The organism is Epilithonimonas pallida, from assembly GCF_900182975.1.
Classification (GTDB): domain Bacteria; phylum Bacteroidota; class Bacteroidia; order Flavobacteriales; family Weeksellaceae; genus Epilithonimonas; species Epilithonimonas pallida.
This window is the reverse complement of record NZ_FXUO01000006.1, coordinates 83,080-98,296: the sequence shown is the minus strand read 5'-3', so window position 1 is coordinate 98,296 and position 15,217 is coordinate 83,080. Positions and strand designations below refer to the sequence as shown.

Below are 15,217 nucleotides of genomic sequence, written 5' to 3'. Positions count from 1 at the left end.
TTTTGACAAAGGTATTGCTGAAAAAAAATATATCCTTACGGATTTCCGTAAGGATATTAATTTTATTCTTCTATAATATCCGGTGGATTCCAAACATCTTTCTTTTCATTTCTTAAAATAGCAATCCATTGCGGTCGACAAACTAGATATTTGAAAGCATCAGATAGGTTTGTTGAATTCATAGGGCGTTTTGATAAAGGCAGTTTTTCTGAAGATTTGTCTTTGTGTATTTGCCGAATTCCTTTTGCATTTGGTTTTACAACTTGTTTTGCTACTGACATAGATGAGATAGTATGGCGCATCTGATATTTATCCAATGCTATCTGAGGCAATCCTGGTATTTCCCCCTGCATCATTGCTTTTACTAATAAGAATTCTAATTGCTGACTAATATTCCCAAAACCTCTTGTTTTAACATCAACTTTCCATTTTGTTTCAGATCCGTCAGGATAATACTCCAGACATCTTACCAAATCTGAAACCCAGTCTCTATTAGTAGCCTGGTTTGCATTTCCAGATCTATCACCCCATAATTCAATTCTTTTCAATTTATGAAACTTAAAAAATTCCAAAAATTGATCTGCCAATTCCCTTGGTCCCTGTGGAGCAAGTGTATGAAAATCCTTTAATCCTCTCACTAAGTTATCTTTAGTTTGGCCAACATCTATGGAGCACATATCACCAAAGTCAACACCTATTTCCAAAGGCCTGGAAGAATCACAATATCGCAAAGCTGTAGAATATGTTTCCGCAGAATCTCCAGTATTATACCTGTTATACCATTCTTCATAGATTCCGTCATCATATATATGTTTGTCCGGATCTAAGGCGACATAAAATTTTTGTCCGGCTTCCACCTCTGGTTTTAAAGACAATACTGAAGTGTTAAATTCTTCTTCTCCAAGTGCAGCCAAAGTTGTTTTAAAAAAATCTAAAGTGAGGATGTCCAGATTAACAAAACTGGAAGCAATGTAGAAAAAAGTAGAATCAAATCTGGCACGTGTATGAAGAACAGCAAGCTCGGCTACTTTCTTCTCAAGCTTTTTAATTAGCGGATGATTGCGTTTTCTTTGGGCATTGAGAAGATCGGCTCTTTTTTCATTCAATTCCAAAGAAATATAGAGTAGTGCATTCATCTGGTCCCTGTTCATCTCTTTTTCTTTACTAAGGATCCAGTCGTGTTCGCCAGGCATCAAAAGATTTGGATAATCCGTAGTTACCGTTAATCCCCTAAAAAATGGAGAATGCCCAAAAAGGGTAGCATCTCCACGCAATGCCGGGAACATTTTATCAACCCTCTTTTTCTCGATGTATTTCCCTTCGTCGATGTATCCATGCTGATATGAGTTACCGGCTCCGGAACTGGGAGTATCCATTGAGATGTAATTGAAAAAATTTCCATATAAAGTGGAAATTGTATGCTTGTATGTCTGAGGTGCTTTGTAAGGTAATTTAAAATGTGATGGAGGAGGTTCATCTACAACATAATGCAAGCCTTCTCTCCAGCCTTTTCTATTCCATCCTTCGATCAAAGCCGGAGCAATATTCTTCAGGATATTTGTATAAGTGTCTCCAATAAGAGCCTGGTAAGAGTGGGGCATATCATAACAAGCATCCATGCTTCTTTCAGCAATGAAATCTGTCGTTTTTCCGGTTCCTCTGCCTAGAATCAAAAATGCATTTTTAGGCTGCATCAGGTCAAGAATTGTTTTCAGCCAACTAGCATAACGCAACTCTATATCATCAAAATCAGTCTTTACGTGGATCTTCTGCTTCATCTAAGAAAAGTTTGATTTTACTAGCACCCATTTCCTGTTTTATTCTGTCAATCGCTTTTACAGAAAGTTTCTTCCCATTTTCCTCTATCCATGCTACAGCTGCATTCCTATCTTCTGAACCAATCTCAAATTGATTCATATCCATTGTATAAATTTTGTAAGGACGATTGAAAAGATTTTCAGGAATTTTCTCCGGCTCATCTTTATCAAGACCTCTAATCTTGGCCGCCTTTTCTTTGATCCTGGAAGCTTTCTCAACATCGTTGGTATTCGTGGCCAGTGCAATTGCCAGATCGTAAGCTTTATCTAGTTCTTCAGCATATAGATTTTTCCAGGCGCGCTGAGAGATGTTTTCGTCAGAATAAAAGTATTCGATACTTTCAGAGTATAACAAATTGGCCTTATAACGATTGTCTTTAAGAGAAGGCTCAAAGGACATCAGATGTTTGATAATTGCATCCTTACTTCCGTAGATATCTTTTCGCAATCGCATTGCCCGGATTTTATCTAGGATATTCACATATTCGAATAATTCTTCCGGAGCGTTCTGGGATCTGCCCATTTCAATCCATTCGTAAAGATCAGATAAAGTATAATCAAGGAGTTTCTTGGCCATAAATGATTCGTTTTTTTTCTCGCTCAACAAACTGAGCCATTCTGATTTTTTCAAGCTGCTGATGAGCAGTAATGTTACCACCGGCTGCATTGGCTGCTAATGCTAAACCGGCAGCTGCATCTACCATCAACAGACCGCGTTTGTAATGATAGTTAACAAAGCTGTCGAGATCATAGAATTCTGCAATAAAATCGTTTTTGGGAACATCCAGATACATTGCAATTTGTTCCAGGGAATAACCTGCTCCTGCAAGATTCTCCAGTTGCTCCAATTCTTCCTGAGATAAACGTATTTTGATCGCGTGCATACTTTACTTTAAGGTTAATGTTTCAGATGTGATTTTATATCCTGGCTTTTTATCCGTGAAAAAACACTTTGTTTCTTTAAAATGATGCTTGTGAATTATTGGAAAGCCGAGAATGTCAACTCCAATGAGAAAAACAATTGTTTTCATAATTGATCAAATTCTTTAGCTAGTTTTTCAATATTTTTTTCAATTTTTTTCTTAGAGTTCTCTAAAGCTTTAATCAGTTCAGTAGAGAATATCTGAACGGGAAAACCATTAGAAACACATTGTGGTCTCAATAGTTCTATTGAGACAATGGTTTTATCACCATTTTTTATTTCAGCGATTTTATCATCAATTTCAATAATTTGATTATAAAATTCCTTTCTAAGTTCAATATTAGCAACAGCCTTATGATAAGTGTCTATATTCATATTTCAAAAATTGTTTTTCGGAAATTGTAGATATCCGGATGATTGTATAAAACATATTGCTCAAGCTGAGCGTTTTCGCTCCAGTTTCCGGAGCCTTCTAAACCTAGATGAAAATCGCCTGCTTTTATAAGGCACACTTTGCTGTGATTCCAGTAATATTTTACTTTGAAATTGGCATTATGTTTTGCCACACCTTCCAGCACATCTATGGTCAAAGGATTTCTTTTGATCATTGAGTCCGAGATAAGTAGGGTAACTTCACCCAGTTGTCCGGCATTTTGCATCTGCTGCAATGCTTCTATTACCCGGCGAGAAATAGAGTAGGTGCTGGCAAATAATTCTTCAATAAAAAAACGTTTCGCTACAAATGGAATAAAAGTAAAAGCATTGAAAGCTTTCTCAGTGTGCAGGAATTGTATTTCCCCTTCCGATGGCAGCCGTACAATATCTTCCACTTTAGCAATCTTGTCCAGGTGATGATTGAGAAACGATGAAAACATCCCGTTTTTCGGGACGTTTTCGTTTTTCTTACTGATCTCCGATAAGTCGAAGAATTTATTGTTTGGCTTTGAGTCTGGCATCCAAATCGGCTTTCTGTTCTTCCAAATTTTTTATTTCTAAAGACAATTCTTCTTTTTGCTCTGCAGTCAGTTTTTTGTTTTCTGCGAGCTTTTTGTTTTTCTTCGAAATATTAGATTTTAAGTTGCCAATTTTTCTGGATAGTTCCTGAGCGGTCAGCGCATCCAGCTCTCTCTCTCTTTTGATTTTTTCCAAATCCGGATGTTCAGCCAGGATCGTTTTTGTTTTGGCGTAATGCTCCAGTTCTGTATGAATCTCTCTGTTAATTTCGAAATCTTCCAACAGCTTAAATGCGATATCGTAGATCTCTTCATTAGTGAGCTGAGTATTTTCCGGCATTACAACTTTTTCAAAAAGTTCCGTGTGCGCATCTTTGAATGCATGGAATGCTGAAACAGAATCCCAGGCCAATGCCTTAAGTTCTGCAGGACAATCTTCTTCCTTCAGAAATGGATACTGATCTACAAGTTTGAAACCTTGTTTCTCTGTATCGTTCATATCTTTCAGGATATTTGTGAATAGATCCTGATTGGCTACGATAAATAATTTTTCGTCATAACCTTTGCCAACAATAATTGGATTTTCTTCGGGAATTTCAATTTCGTGATTGTGGATGTCGAGATCTGAAATCTCGTGAGCTTTCTGGAGATCGTATCGGATATTTTCCAAAGACTGTGGAGTATAACCTTGATTGTTGTAGTTTCTCAGTGTGCCTTGCTGGACACCTGGTGTTTTTTGCAAAAGAGCAAATCCCGTATTGAAATCTTCAGAAGGATTTTCTGATCTTTTCTTTAAGAAGTCTAAAACTGCTGTTTTCATTATTTTGGATTTAATTATTTTAAAATCCAAAGAAACAAATTGGCAATTGCCGGATGTGTTACACGAAAACATAAAAAAAACCGCTCGATGTGAGCGGCTAAAAATTAAAGTTGCCTAAGCGTGTTAACTTTCAGTTCTGCTTTAACTAATAACTCCTTTATTTTTTCAAAATCTAAAAAAGAATGAAATTCAAAATCAAGAAACTGTCGATCTTTATTTGACCAAGAGGCATTCCAAGATGTCAAATCTTGTTTAATTATCATTCCGAATTTCATAATATCTGGCAAATGGTCAAGTTTTATGAAGTATTTTTTTAAAGCAAATTCAAAAACTTCAACGCTATGTTTGACTGTGATATGTTGATCTTCATCAACCAGAGTCAGTATAAAAGTTTCTTCATCCAATATCCAAAGGCTTCCGGCATCTATTTCCACTCCCTGATCTGCTGTTATATCTGTTTTATTTCTGTAGTACATTGGTTCAAAATTTTAAGAGTTAATTTTTTGTTTTTGTTCACTGTCCGGAACATCTGACGGAGAGAGTCGTGTAAAAGCTTTCTCTTTTCTTTCTCTTCGTAAATAAGATCCGAATAGAGGTTAGCTTCTTCAAAAACTTCGAAAAGGCAATCCTCCAGTTCTCCGGGTTCATAGCAAGAGAAAAGAAGTTGAGCTGATCTTGATAGTTGTTCCAGGTAGTTTTTTTTTGATTTTTTCATATGATTCTCATTTTTTCAGTTAAAACGAGGATCCCGCACAAGCTTGATGTAGGCCATAGAAAAATTTCTTTCCTTGGAATGGATATTTTTTCCATCATGTGTGCAAACCGATAGAATGACGTTTCCATCTTTTGCAAATCGGTAACGATAATGCTTTAGTAGATTTTTGCGAAGGAACTCGCATGGAGTAGGCAGCTTTTCTTTTTTCTTTGGCATGAAAGCTTCTGCAAATTGATAAATGTTGAATGATCCGTAATCATTTACCTGTGTTGTTTGGTCTGTTTTGTTTCGCATAATATATAAATTTTTAAGTGTGTTCTTAAAAATCATCCACTACGGAAAAAGTAAAGCCCTGACTTTCGTGGATGTCGCGAAACAAAACAGACCCGAAGGATAAGTTAACCACTACTTGCCAAGGCAAATTGTATAATCGATAAAATGATTGGATAATATTAGAGACTTATCCTGTAGTCTATTTTGTTTCGCTGTAGCAAATCTACACAAAAAAAATCAACCTCCAAATATTGGAGGTTGATTTTCTATTTTTTTAATTTATCGAACAACTCTAAAAGTTCTTTAAATTTTGTTTTTGTTCCAGAGTCAATGATCGTGTCGTAATATTTTTGTCCGGATAGTCTAACCGATATTTTGTCTTTGCTATTAACAATTGCTTTTAAAATTTCAATTTGCTTTTCATCAGCAATGTAATCACTTGATTCCTTAACTTTCCCTCCTGATAAGACATTTCTTTCTGTATTTGGAATTTCATAAAAATAATCTTTACCATCAATTATCAGCTGAACTCTATCCATAAAAATCCAGCTAAATCCATTATATTGAGTTTTGACTCTTAAAAAAGCATTCCCGTCATTAATAGCAATATAAGGTTGAATTACTGGAATACTAAAGCCCCATCTATTTGTAATAAAAATAGTATGCTTGAACTTATCTTCATCAATTTTAAATCCTTTCAATTCTGACTTTGACAATTCTGACAAATCTTTTGATCTAACACCTAACTTCTTGGTATTAATAAGCTGTTCAGAAACGTTGATAAATGTATTAGCAAGACCTTTGTCAAAATCTCCTAGATTATCTCGAACTTTTTTCATTTCAGAAATAATGGAATCTTGTTGATATATTGATCCAGATTTTTTAAGATCGTCAGCAAGGGAATAAATTTGTTTTAAGGAAGCTTTTTCTTGAGCAAAAGAAAAAACACTTAAGCCGATGGCTCCCATCAGTAAGATTTTTTTCATAGGTATAATTTTTCCTAAAAGTAGGAAAAATTATTTTTTCAGAAAGTTGCTTAAAGTACCAAACTGATGAGCGGCGTTAAAAATTTCTGTAGCTGTAAAACGAAAATTTTCAGCTTTTTCAAAAATTTCGTTTGTAATTTTTAGTGTTTCTTCAGGTAAAAAACCTGCTGCTAAACACCGAATATAAATATCACGTTTGTGCGTCTTTAAATTATGGAAATGATTTATTGCCAAATTTCTATTTTTCGAACAGGTCAAAACTTTTACAGTTTCAAGTTGCTCTTCTTGTAATTTTAATGCTTGAATTGCAATAGTTGAATGCAAAAGCAAAGGAAAAATTTTATATTTCATAGTATTATTTTTTCAAAGCCAGGGTAAATTGTTCATAAGCCTTCCCAACTGCGCCCATGATTTTGTTATAGGTTTTTTCAGTCACAACCTTATCCGGATTTTCTATGTAATTTTTGAAATTAGATCGGTCGATACCCGCAAGCTTTGCAAGCTCGGTTCGGCTGATGGCAGCCGGAAGCTTTGCAAATAATTCCTGAAGTTCTTTTTTATAATCCATGTTCAAATATACAACAATTGTTGTATATTTGAAAAAAGTATATTAATGAAAACGCATAATGTATTAACTATAGAATCCCAAATATCTACACCTATTCAAGATGACGGCTTAATTGAGTATGAAATGCAGTTAAATTCTTTTCTGAGGATTTTTAACCAGCATGAATTAATTGGAACTCTTTTCATAACAACATATTATTATTCACAAGATGAAGTAAAAGGTTTAGAGGGTCTGGTTTCAAACTTCTTGAAAGGAAATTCTGAATTCTATTTTGAATACAGTAAACCGACCGGCTATTTAAGCAATCAATATTTTGATTCTAAAAATATTGCCCATATTGAAATATTATTTCAAGAACCTTTCAAAACTACATTTCTTAATTGCTTGAAAGTAGAACAATGGTCTAATGAAACTCTTAAATCTATAACTTCAAATTTTTTTAAGACTTAATTAATCCTTCTTTCTCAGCAAGCTTTCGGAAGTTCGCTTTTACTTCATCCGTAAAACCAAAACTCAAAGTCCGGATAATAAATTTTTTGTGTCTAAAGATCGGTTTGTTGTGAACAGGAAAATTCTTTTTTTTCTTTTTTCCTCCTGGAATTTTTCTAGTTCCGCGTTGATAACCCTTTGAAGATCTTGTCTTCATATCGACAAAACGAGTCGCTGAAATTGTATCGTATGTCATAGTATTATCAGAAACAACCATTTTGTTTTTATTCCATTTTGCGGATTTGAAACCTTTCATTCCGCGTTTAGAATCCTTCAAAATCTCATCAGCCTGGTCATTCAGAACGTGCGTGATAAACCGGCCTTCTATCACACCCATATCTCCGTTCCTGTTATCGATCAATCCCATTATTCAAATTCTATATCCATAGACCATCCGCAGCATTCAGCCTTTCCCCAGACCGGATCGATATTAAGAGAATTGACATCGATATTAATAAGGTAATTTGGACAATCTTCGGACACCTTTTGGACAATTGTTTCCTTGATTTCAGTAATCGCAAGAAATGTTCTTTGGAACATTTCCCACTCCTGATCTTCTGTCATTCCGGAATAATCACACTTTTCTAAAACCATCAGCTGAGTGATCGGAACTGTCCTAACGTTGTCCACATTCTGTCCATTACTCCCATAACTTGGAAGAACGCCAACCAGGATCATATTTTGTTCCGGAGAAATAGAACCGACTTTTTTTGCGAGTACAGAATCATTAACCGCTGATATCGTTTTATTGATACCGTTTGTTTCCGATTTTAATTCTGCTAAAAATTCCCTTAATTCGAACGGACTCATATATTTTGATTTTTAGAATTTTCTTCTTCTCGTTTTTTATCGTCAAAGGCTCGTTTTTTAAGATCATATAATCTTAAAACCACCGGCCATAGTTCTGTATTACGGACACTTTCAAACGCTCCGAAAACACCGCTTTCTGCCAAATCCTGAGCTGTTGTAATCCAGCCAAGACCAGGAATAGATGATTTTGATTTTTCCGGTTCAACGTCTTTGAAGATGATCTCCAGATCAATAGTCTGCCCCATAACCGTTATTTCGCCTGACATCATGTAGTTTTGGAAAGAGCTGAAAAAAACAAACATACCGTAGAGATGCCTGATATCCACAAAACGAAACATCCTTTTTGCTCTCTGCAGGGATTTTCTTTTGTTGTAGATCTCGCCCTTTGGCAAATAGAAAATTGCAAACAAATTTCTTAAACTCTGGATCTCTCCGGTATCGCGAAAATCTATCAATTCCTCCAGGCCATCCAAATACTGTCCGAATTTAACATTGGTAAAACCTTCTTCCGGACCATAGTATTTTCGGAATAACCTGTAAACCGGATTATGGTTATGAATAAAGTCTTGTCTGACCGTATAATCCTTATTACCCTGTTCATCTACCTTACAATCAAAGAAAGAATCTAATAGCTCCGAAATACGGAATACATTTTCCCATTTTGGAAGATCCTCTGAAGGTATAAAACCTTCAGTTTTAATATTTTCTTTTTTAAATTTCAATCCTAGAAGTGCATAAACAGCCATATCTTTGAACCGTTCATAAGATATAACACCAAAGTTCAGCCAATATAAGAGTTTACATATTCTCAAATATTGATCACCATCGCATTCCGCCATACTTTCCGGAACATAGAAATAATGTTTTGCTTCAGGAACTTCAACAGTTATCATAGACTAATAAATTTGTCATTTTCATCAAATTCCAGATCCGGAAGCTTGAACGGTTCATTATCATTCTGGAGAATTTCCGGAGGATTCTGGAGAATTGAAATAGTTTTCTCCAGTTCGAGCAAATCTCTATTCAGATCATTTTCAAACGTAATCGCCAATCCTTGTTTTTGAACAGGATCCGCAGTCTTTTTGGAATAACCTTCGGAACCCTTGCTTTCATTCTGAAGAACACCTTTCGGAAATAGCTGCAAATTCAATCTATTGATGCCCCAAACCATTGCAGAGCTCACAATACATTTCTGCGCTAGAAATGCCAAATCCGAATCGGGATCCGATTTGATGATATCATGATAATCTTTTCCGGTTCTAGGAATGATCTGAAGCTTTTCCGCTTCTTTTATTCCCGGTAACAATTTTAAATAGAGCAGACGGCTGCCATTGATGTCAAAATGTGTTTCAAAAATATCAATGGAGTTTACGATCAGATTTTTGTGATCATATTTTTTCTGATTGATTTTTAGATTATTATCAAACATAAACCGGAGTAATCTGTCCAGATGCCGATAATATAATTGCTCAAGCGATTCATCATGCTTATCGATCTGCCATTGGAACGCGGCAACAGTATGATCATCACGTCTCATTATTCTTCCGTTGTTGCTTACGGAGAGGTCACCGGTAGGAAGATACAAGATACAAGTCTTTAGAAAGATCGCATATTTCAATAAAGAAATAAAATCATTCTGTTTTTTTTCTGTTAATTCATTGAACTGAGAAAAGCCCGCCGGAACTTCTGATTCTTCATTTTGACTATCGGAAGTTTCGTTTCCTGAATCGTCTGGTTCCTGCGGTTCTTGATTCTCGTTTTCTTCTGGAAACAATTTTTGTATCACCAGGTCATAAGTTTCCTGGGAAATAATATCTGTAATTTCATCAGTAGCAATTTCCAAAGTCGGTTTAAGCCTCTGGAAAGACATATCACTATCAACAAAACCGATAATAGTTTTAAAATCTGCTGAAAAACCAGGTTCCTTTACAATAAGCTCCATAAGTAGTTTTTAATTTTTATAATGAATGGCCATAATATTACACCCCAACCATAGCACATCACCAAAAAGTTGACAATGACAAACAGCATTGTGAAAAAAGCGCATCCTTTAGGTATTTTTTGTTGTTCCATAATTATCCTTTTGCTTTATATCCTCGGTCCTGTGGTGACATATCCTGTTGCATCTTTGGCTGTTCACGATAGAAACCCATTTTGATTTTTTTCTTTTCAGGGAAATTGATTTTAATAGCCGCGTTCATTGCTTCAAAAATGACCATCTCCGGAAGATCAATACCTATCTGATAAAAGTTGTTAACGGCGTAATATTTTTCAGAACCGGATCCGGAACGACCTTGTTCGGTAACACCTCCAATAGCGGAATCGATTCCCATTCCAACAGCTACCGATTTATCCGCTTTTGTGGCAATATTGATTTGAGCAGAAACCGTTTCAGCCATATTTTGCTCAATCTTTGTAATCTTCCAACCCTGTTCAACCATTGAGCCTCCAATTTCCTGAAGAACTTGCTCCGAATGCCAAAACTTTCCGGCATTTTCATAGCTTGAAAGAACTTTCTGAATCTGAGTCAAAAGCTTTTTTTTATATGCCGTCAACATCGATTTTTTATAAGTCTTATTTTGGTCGATGCAATCATTTTTCAGTTTATCTTCTACAGATGTCCAAAAAGCCATTGGAGAAGTAATGTGATATTTGATATTAACAGAGTTTTTTGATAGAGCTTCGAAGAACTTAGGAACATTACTACTCTGAATAATCCAGGGAACTGATCCTAAGATCTGAGGAATCGAAAAGAAGTCTGAGCAAAACGTGTAAAGATTAGCATAATGAATACTTATGCCGGATTTGAAAGGCTGGAATTTATCAAATAATTCATATACATCATAAATCTCAGGATAATCCGGACGATGCATAATGATATGAGTCGGAGTCTGTAGCTTTCCTACAACCAGCGGTTTATTCGGCGCTACATGTTCTAGGTAGGATATCTGGAGATTAGAGCCGATCCTCCAGCCTTTCTTATTAACAAATTTCGTGTAGCATGATTCAATTACTGAAAAATCAGCTGTACATTTCTGAAGGTATTTTTCCCAGTCCCAGGTTTCCAGCCAGGCTTCTATTTCAGGATCTTCTATATTTTCCCTTACAATGGTATTATCAACGATTGATTCTCGATATAATTTCGGCCCTTGCCCCCAGAATAATCCATTTTTTTGAAAAAGCTGTCCAGGAACAATCGAATTAGAATAGATAACATTTCTTAGCATGTTAGGCAGCTGATTCATTTCACCATAAGGAAAAACATTCCAGTCGCCATAACGCGAAACCATTGGTCTTTGAGAAAAAATATCTACCGGACTCCAGGGATTTGTAGAATTACTTTTTTCCCGGGGGTTCTGGTCCAGAACTTCAAATGTGAAAGCTAAATTCTGATCGCCTACGATGGCATCATTTTCTAATTCTATCATGGGAGATTTTAAAATCGTTTACCGTCATTAATAATGGCAGCCAAAAATGCTTTCTCTTACCGGTTTCCATGTCTTCGTAAGCAATAAGATTTCTGGCATACTTGCTTTTTTTTGAAGGAAGACCAACAGTTAGAATTCCCTTTTCCACAATCTTATATCCGGAGGAAGTTCCTTTGGAGCGATCGCATGAGATGTATGAGAATTTTACTGGAAAATTTTGCTTTGATAATTTCCTCATAAGCATCAGAGCATCATATATATTGATTTCCTTCATACAGCAAAAATCCCATACTGCAGAAAAAAAATGTGTTACACGAAAACACAAAACATGTCTCCGACATCAGTGTCGGAGACATAAAAAAACCGACTGTATAAAACAGACGGTTTTCAAAAATAAAAGTATATGAAAAATTATGATCTTGATGCTTCGACAAGATAGGTCTTATCTGCCTTAACAACTTTCAGATTTATCCTGGATCCGGAAAGACCTGTCCATGCTGAACCATTTTTGGTTAAATAACCAACTGCGCCGGCTGTAGAATTTGATAACACCAGAGGATCCGTTCCGCCACCACCGATCAAAGTGATAATTGTATCAGCATCAAGGTCTGAAGATGTTACGGCAATACTATCGCCGTCTGCATTAGCAGCTAACTGATAGACCTGACCGTTTTCTTTTGTTGCTGCAAAAGAGCTTCCGGTAACTGCATAAGGAGCAGTTGTTGGAAGATTTCCATAGTAATACATCACATAGTCATCATTAAGCTGCTCCTGCTCAAAAGTCAAGGTTGTGATATTGCCGTCTTTATCGTCCTTGATCGAAGGAGATAATTTGACCGGATCACATTGCGAACCAATCACTTTGTATTCTGTGGAACCACATCCCCCGATAAATAATATAAATCCTTCGTTTGCGTACTTTTTGATAAATGCCATAGCTTCTCTTGAAGTACCAGGATGTTCCCCAACAAATTTATTTTTAGAGCCCATACCATCCGGATTTCCGCCAGGTTCTCCTGTCAAAGCCTGAGTGGAAGCCGTCAGATATATCTCTCCCAAATCATCGCTTTCATAGAATTCAAAATTTCCCTCATAGGTTGTTCCATCTGCTGAGATAGGTGGCCATGTTTTGATGTCCCTATTCAGGACCGCACGCACATTACCTCTTTTTTTACTAGGAAGGCCGGCGTTGCTTGATTTTTTTTGTAGTTGAAATTTCATTTTATTAATAGTTTAAATAAAGCCCTGGAATCAGGGCTTTATATTTGGTTAATATTATCCTCTTGCAGTTTCTACCCAAAGACCACCAACTTTCACCAAATCAATGAATTTAGTCGATGTATTTAGAGTTGCAGTAGAATTAGTTTTGATTTTGCCGGCTACGGTATCAACAGTCAGTGTATTAGTAGCCTGGCCATAAATTCTGATAGTGTTTCCTTCAACACCGTTTAGGATATCAGCTAAAGTCGCAGATGAAGTTCCTTTGTAAATAAACTGATTACCATTAGCATAATCGATTGCTGTACCTGTAAAGTCTTTAAGGCTTGAAACAACTTCCGGAGCTGTTGTTCTGCTTACCTCCCTGTATTTACCATCAGCATTTTTAACCAAGGTTAAAGTTCCTCCGGATTTCAGGTTAAAATCAGCAGTCAAAACAATATCAGAATTGTTTTTGATATTAACAGCTGAAGGAAGAGTAATATCACCTCTGATAATTACAATTGGTCCTACATTACTGTTAATTTTTACGATGTCTGTAGCAAAACCTTTAGCTGGCTGTGCTCTGTTGTGAGCCAGTTCGATAATTCCTGTTCCTTCATCGTAGAACGGAACAAAGAAATCTGACTTGAACAATGGTACATTATTCGTCCATACAACTTGTTTTAAGAACTTCTGAGGATCATTAGCGTCTGTCTGCAAACCAATATGGTTAATACCGATTCCTAATCTATAATCTGCAAAGGCGGAAACATTTCTAAGAGATTTTTCAAAAGTCAGCATTGATTTTTCCTGTGGTTTATATTCAAGAGGCTTTACATTGCCAGGCGTTGTAATAAACATAATGTCAGTTCCTTCCCATTGCTGAACAGGCAAAAACGTAATATTAGGAAAATCTCGGGGTGTCTGAGGATAGCCGTCGTAATTATTATTCTGACCTCTGAGTTGTTCGTCACGTTTTTTATAGGCTCTAATCCAGGATGGAGCCAAAGCCAATTCCAATGGTGTATTACGGACATCGTCAGGAAGTGATAGGATAAGCCTATCAATATAATCTACAATGTTTGATTCTGTAGGAACACCGATGTCGAAAGCTCGGTATTTATTGGCTTCTTTTGCATCAAACAAAATTTTCAGCACACCATCGTTTCTTAATAGGTAAGAAACCGGGTAATCGTAACCTTCCGGAGTTCCAACAAAAACACCTCTTACTAAAACATCAGCGTCTTCAGATCTAGCCTGCATCATATAGAATGTGATAAGATATTCTATAAAGGTCATTTTGTAGGCCTGAGTACCTTCTCTGTTGAAACCGTTTAGCCAGTTAGTTTCGATTTGAACAAGTTTATTGTAATCAAATTGAAGATCTATCTGAACTGGACGGATCCTCATTTCTTCCGGCTTAATGCTGGCAGAACCTTTTGGCATCCACTTTGTTTTTCGTGGCTGCGTAACCTCTGTTACTGTGATAGTAGCAGAAGTAATTCTGTCAGCTACACCATAAACGGTATTAGCTATCCACTGCGGTGGAAGATTAAAATATTTTGAGAAAATGTTGTCAATTTTTGAAGGATTTTCTCGAATGAAATCATCTAAATCTCCGTTCAGTCTGTCGATAACAACATCTTTAGTGAAGTCGGTAGCTACAAAAGAAGCTCCCTGTAATGCTCTGTTGTTCCAAGGTCTGTCAACAGACCATAATTTGCCGGTTTCACCCATCAACTGGTTTCCTACAGCTTGAACCTGACCGCCCCAAAGTGCAGAAGTTCCCAAAGTTGTAGCCAAAACAACTCCGGCAGCAGCTACAGCACGACCCATAATAGAACCCGCACCGCCAGTTCCTACAACATTAGCGATAGGCTGAGCTGTTGGATTATCTTCAGGTTGTTCAGATAATGCCGAAACTTGTGATGTAAGTGTAGAATTCTGAGTCGTTAGCTCTGTAATTCTCTGGGTTAAGGCTTCAAGTTGAGTAGCTTGCAAAGCTTCATTGGCTCTGGCTTCCGCCAATTGTGTTGCAATTTCAGCAACTTCAGATAATTCCCCTGTAACCTGAGCAATCAAACTGGCCATATCTTCAGCGCCTAACTGCTCCTGTAAAGAATTTTGTTGTTCCTGGGATAGATCTAGCTTCCCATCTTTCAAAGCCGGCGCACTTGTTAAACCTAAGAGTTTAGCCAGCATTGTTGTCCATTTCTTCATTGTTATAAAAATTTAG

Annotated in this window: 21 protein-coding genes; 1 reads left to right on the top strand and 20 read right to left on the bottom strand. The window is 36.5% G+C overall.

Going from position 1 to position 15,217, the window contains the following annotated elements; translation table 11 throughout:
• Positions 1 to 62: 62 nt before the first annotated feature.
• The 12 genes from QOL71_RS12800 to QOL71_RS12745 form a co-directional block, all read right to left on the bottom strand.
• Positions 63 to 1,778, bottom strand: coding sequence for a hypothetical protein (locus QOL71_RS12800; protein ID WP_283417299.1), 1,716 nt, complete (start codon positions 1,776 to 1,778; stop codon positions 63 to 65).
• Positions 1,750 to 2,394 carry a hypothetical protein gene (locus QOL71_RS12795; RefSeq protein ID WP_283417298.1) on the bottom strand — a complete coding sequence of 215 codons (645 nt, stop codon included), beginning with the start codon at positions 2,392 to 2,394 and terminating at the stop codon, positions 1,750 to 1,752. Before QOL71_RS12795 ends, QOL71_RS12800 begins: the two co-directional genes overlap by 29 nt.
• Positions 2,375 to 2,701 carry a hypothetical protein gene (locus QOL71_RS12790; RefSeq protein ID WP_283417297.1) on the bottom strand — a complete coding sequence of 109 codons (327 nt, stop codon included), beginning with the start codon at positions 2,699 to 2,701 and terminating at the stop codon, positions 2,375 to 2,377. Before QOL71_RS12790 ends, QOL71_RS12795 begins: the two co-directional genes overlap by 20 nt.
• Positions 2,702 to 2,844: 143 nt before the next feature.
• Positions 2,845 to 3,114: a hypothetical protein gene (locus QOL71_RS12785; protein WP_283417296.1), complete on the bottom strand. Its 270-nt coding sequence runs from the start codon at positions 3,112 to 3,114 to the stop codon at positions 2,845 to 2,847.
• On the bottom strand, positions 3,111 to 3,695 hold the full coding sequence (locus QOL71_RS12780) for a hypothetical protein (RefSeq protein ID WP_283417295.1): 585 nt from the start codon (positions 3,693 to 3,695) through the stop codon (positions 3,111 to 3,113). The genes QOL71_RS12785 and QOL71_RS12780 overlap by 4 nt, the downstream gene beginning before the upstream one ends.
• On the bottom strand, positions 3,670 to 4,512 hold the full coding sequence (locus QOL71_RS12775) for a hypothetical protein (protein ID WP_283417294.1): 843 nt from the start codon (positions 4,510 to 4,512) through the stop codon (positions 3,670 to 3,672). Before QOL71_RS12775 ends, QOL71_RS12780 begins: the two co-directional genes overlap by 26 nt.
• Positions 4,513 to 4,616: 104 nt before the next feature.
• The gene (locus tag QOL71_RS12770) at positions 4,617 to 4,988 is read right to left on the bottom strand and encodes a hypothetical protein (protein WP_283417293.1); all 372 of its coding nucleotides are present in this window, start codon (positions 4,986 to 4,988) and stop codon (positions 4,617 to 4,619) included.
• Positions 4,961 to 5,227, bottom strand: a complete 267-nt coding sequence (locus tag QOL71_RS12765; RefSeq protein WP_283417292.1) for a hypothetical protein — start codon at positions 5,225 to 5,227, stop codon at positions 4,961 to 4,963. The genes QOL71_RS12770 and QOL71_RS12765 overlap by 28 nt, the downstream gene beginning before the upstream one ends.
• 15 nt (positions 5,228 to 5,242) lie before the next feature.
• Positions 5,243 to 5,521, bottom strand: coding sequence for a hypothetical protein (locus QOL71_RS12760; RefSeq protein WP_283417291.1), 279 nt, complete (start codon positions 5,519 to 5,521; stop codon positions 5,243 to 5,245).
• Positions 5,522 to 5,766: 245 nt separating this feature from the next.
• Positions 5,767 to 6,486, bottom strand: coding sequence for a hypothetical protein (locus tag QOL71_RS12755; protein WP_283417290.1), 720 nt, complete (start codon positions 6,484 to 6,486; stop codon positions 5,767 to 5,769).
• Positions 6,487 to 6,516: 30 nt separating this feature from the next.
• A complete protein-coding gene (locus QOL71_RS12750) occupies positions 6,517 to 6,837 on the bottom strand; it encodes a hypothetical protein (RefSeq protein WP_283417289.1) in 321 nt (106 codons plus the stop codon).
• A 4-nt stretch (positions 6,838 to 6,841) separates the two neighbouring features.
• Positions 6,842 to 7,054, bottom strand: coding sequence for a hypothetical protein (locus tag QOL71_RS12745; protein ID WP_283417288.1), 213 nt, complete (start codon positions 7,052 to 7,054; stop codon positions 6,842 to 6,844).
• 45 nt (positions 7,055 to 7,099) lie between these two features.
• On the opposite strand from QOL71_RS12745, the gene QOL71_RS12740 reads away from it, so the two are divergent.
• Positions 7,100 to 7,504 carry a hypothetical protein gene (locus QOL71_RS12740; RefSeq protein ID WP_283417287.1) on the top strand — a complete coding sequence of 135 codons (405 nt, stop codon included), beginning with the start codon at positions 7,100 to 7,102 and terminating at the stop codon, positions 7,502 to 7,504.
• On the opposite strand, the gene QOL71_RS12735 is transcribed toward QOL71_RS12740, so the two are convergent.
• The 8 genes from QOL71_RS12735 to QOL71_RS12700 all read right to left on the bottom strand — a co-directional run bounded on the left by QOL71_RS12735 (position 7,494) and on the right by QOL71_RS12700 (position 15,201).
• Positions 7,494 to 7,910 carry a hypothetical protein gene (locus QOL71_RS12735; RefSeq protein ID WP_283417286.1) on the bottom strand — a complete coding sequence of 139 codons (417 nt, stop codon included), beginning with the start codon at positions 7,908 to 7,910 and terminating at the stop codon, positions 7,494 to 7,496. The genes QOL71_RS12740 and QOL71_RS12735 overlap by 11 nt on opposite strands.
• Positions 7,910 to 8,353, bottom strand: coding sequence for a hypothetical protein (locus QOL71_RS12730; RefSeq protein ID WP_283417285.1), 444 nt, complete (start codon positions 8,351 to 8,353; stop codon positions 7,910 to 7,912). The genes QOL71_RS12735 and QOL71_RS12730 overlap by 1 nt, the downstream gene beginning before the upstream one ends.
• Positions 8,350 to 9,246, bottom strand: a complete 897-nt coding sequence (locus QOL71_RS12725) for a hypothetical protein (protein ID WP_283417284.1) — start codon at positions 9,244 to 9,246, stop codon at positions 8,350 to 8,352. Before QOL71_RS12725 ends, QOL71_RS12730 begins: the two co-directional genes overlap by 4 nt.
• Positions 9,243 to 10,295: a DUF6712 family protein gene (locus tag QOL71_RS12720; protein WP_283417283.1), complete on the bottom strand. Its 1,053-nt coding sequence runs from the start codon at positions 10,293 to 10,295 to the stop codon at positions 9,243 to 9,245. The genes QOL71_RS12725 and QOL71_RS12720 overlap by 4 nt, the downstream gene beginning before the upstream one ends.
• 133 nt (positions 10,296 to 10,428) lie before the next feature.
• Entirely contained in the window at positions 10,429 to 11,781 is a 1,353-nt protein-coding gene (locus tag QOL71_RS12715; protein ID WP_283417282.1) for a hypothetical protein, read from the bottom strand.
• Entirely contained in the window at positions 11,762 to 12,055 is a 294-nt protein-coding gene (locus QOL71_RS12710; protein WP_283417281.1) for a hypothetical protein, read from the bottom strand. The genes QOL71_RS12715 and QOL71_RS12710 overlap by 20 nt, the downstream gene beginning before the upstream one ends.
• Positions 12,056 to 12,192: 137 nt before the next feature.
• Complete coding sequence (locus QOL71_RS12705) at positions 12,193 to 13,002, bottom strand: hypothetical protein (protein ID WP_283417280.1); 810 nt, start codon at positions 13,000 to 13,002, stop codon at positions 12,193 to 12,195.
• A gap of 54 nt (positions 13,003 to 13,056) precedes the next feature.
• On the bottom strand, positions 13,057 to 15,201 hold the full coding sequence (locus QOL71_RS12700) for a hypothetical protein (RefSeq protein ID WP_283417279.1): 2,145 nt from the start codon (positions 15,199 to 15,201) through the stop codon (positions 13,057 to 13,059).
• Between the last annotated feature and the right edge of the window lie 16 nt (positions 15,202 to 15,217).

Bases quoted from the DNA above. Each gene is read 5' to 3' on its own strand.
- QOL71_RS12780 (WP_283417295.1), bottom strand. From the start codon at position 3,695: ATGCCAGACTCAAAGCCAAACAATAAATTCTTCGACTTATCGGAGATC.
- QOL71_RS12735 (WP_283417286.1), bottom strand. From the start codon at position 7,910: ATGGGATTGATCGATAACAGGAACGGAGATATGGGTGTGATAGAAGGC.
- QOL71_RS12800 (WP_283417299.1), bottom strand. From the start codon at position 1,778: ATGAAGCAGAAGATCCACGTAAAGACTGATTTTGATGATATAGAGTTG.
- QOL71_RS12755 (WP_283417290.1), bottom strand. From the start codon at position 6,486: ATGAAAAAAATCTTACTGATGGGAGCCATCGGCTTAAGTGTTTTTTCT.
- QOL71_RS12750 (WP_283417289.1), bottom strand. From the start codon at position 6,837: ATGAAATATAAAATTTTTCCTTTGCTTTTGCATTCAACTATTGCAATT.
- QOL71_RS12785 (WP_283417296.1), bottom strand. From the start codon at position 3,114: ATGAATATAGACACTTATCATAAGGCTGTTGCTAATATTGAACTTAGA.
- QOL71_RS12705 (WP_283417280.1), bottom strand. From the start codon at position 13,002: ATGAAATTTCAACTACAAAAAAAATCAAGCAACGCCGGCCTTCCTAGT.
- QOL71_RS12790 (WP_283417297.1), bottom strand. From the start codon at position 2,701: ATGCACGCGATCAAAATACGTTTATCTCAGGAAGAATTGGAGCAACTG.
- QOL71_RS12775 (WP_283417294.1), bottom strand. From the start codon at position 4,512: ATGAAAACAGCAGTTTTAGACTTCTTAAAGAAAAGATCAGAAAATCCT.
- QOL71_RS12765 (WP_283417292.1), bottom strand. From the start codon at position 5,227: ATGAAAAAATCAAAAAAAAACTACCTGGAACAACTATCAAGATCAGCT.
- QOL71_RS12715 (WP_283417282.1), bottom strand. From the start codon at position 11,781: ATGATAGAATTAGAAAATGATGCCATCGTAGGCGATCAGAATTTAGCT.
- QOL71_RS12760 (WP_283417291.1), bottom strand. From the start codon at position 5,521: ATGCGAAACAAAACAGACCAAACAACACAGGTAAATGATTACGGATCA.
- QOL71_RS12700 (WP_283417279.1), bottom strand. From the start codon at position 15,201: ATGAAGAAATGGACAACAATGCTGGCTAAACTCTTAGGTTTAACAAGT.
- QOL71_RS12730 (WP_283417285.1), bottom strand. From the start codon at position 8,353: ATGAGTCCGTTCGAATTAAGGGAATTTTTAGCAGAATTAAAATCGGAA.
- QOL71_RS12770 (WP_283417293.1), bottom strand. From the start codon at position 4,988: ATGTACTACAGAAATAAAACAGATATAACAGCAGATCAGGGAGTGGAA.
- QOL71_RS12720 (WP_283417283.1), bottom strand. From the start codon at position 10,295: ATGGAGCTTATTGTAAAGGAACCTGGTTTTTCAGCAGATTTTAAAACT.
- QOL71_RS12795 (WP_283417298.1), bottom strand. From the start codon at position 2,394: ATGGCCAAGAAACTCCTTGATTATACTTTATCTGATCTTTACGAATGG.
- QOL71_RS12740 (WP_283417287.1), top strand. From the start codon at position 7,100: ATGAAAACGCATAATGTATTAACTATAGAATCCCAAATATCTACACCT.
- QOL71_RS12710 (WP_283417281.1), bottom strand. From the start codon at position 12,055: ATGAAGGAAATCAATATATATGATGCTCTGATGCTTATGAGGAAATTA.
- QOL71_RS12745 (WP_283417288.1), bottom strand. From the start codon at position 7,054: ATGGATTATAAAAAAGAACTTCAGGAATTATTTGCAAAGCTTCCGGCT.
- QOL71_RS12725 (WP_283417284.1), bottom strand. From the start codon at position 9,246: ATGATAACTGTTGAAGTTCCTGAAGCAAAACATTATTTCTATGTTCCG.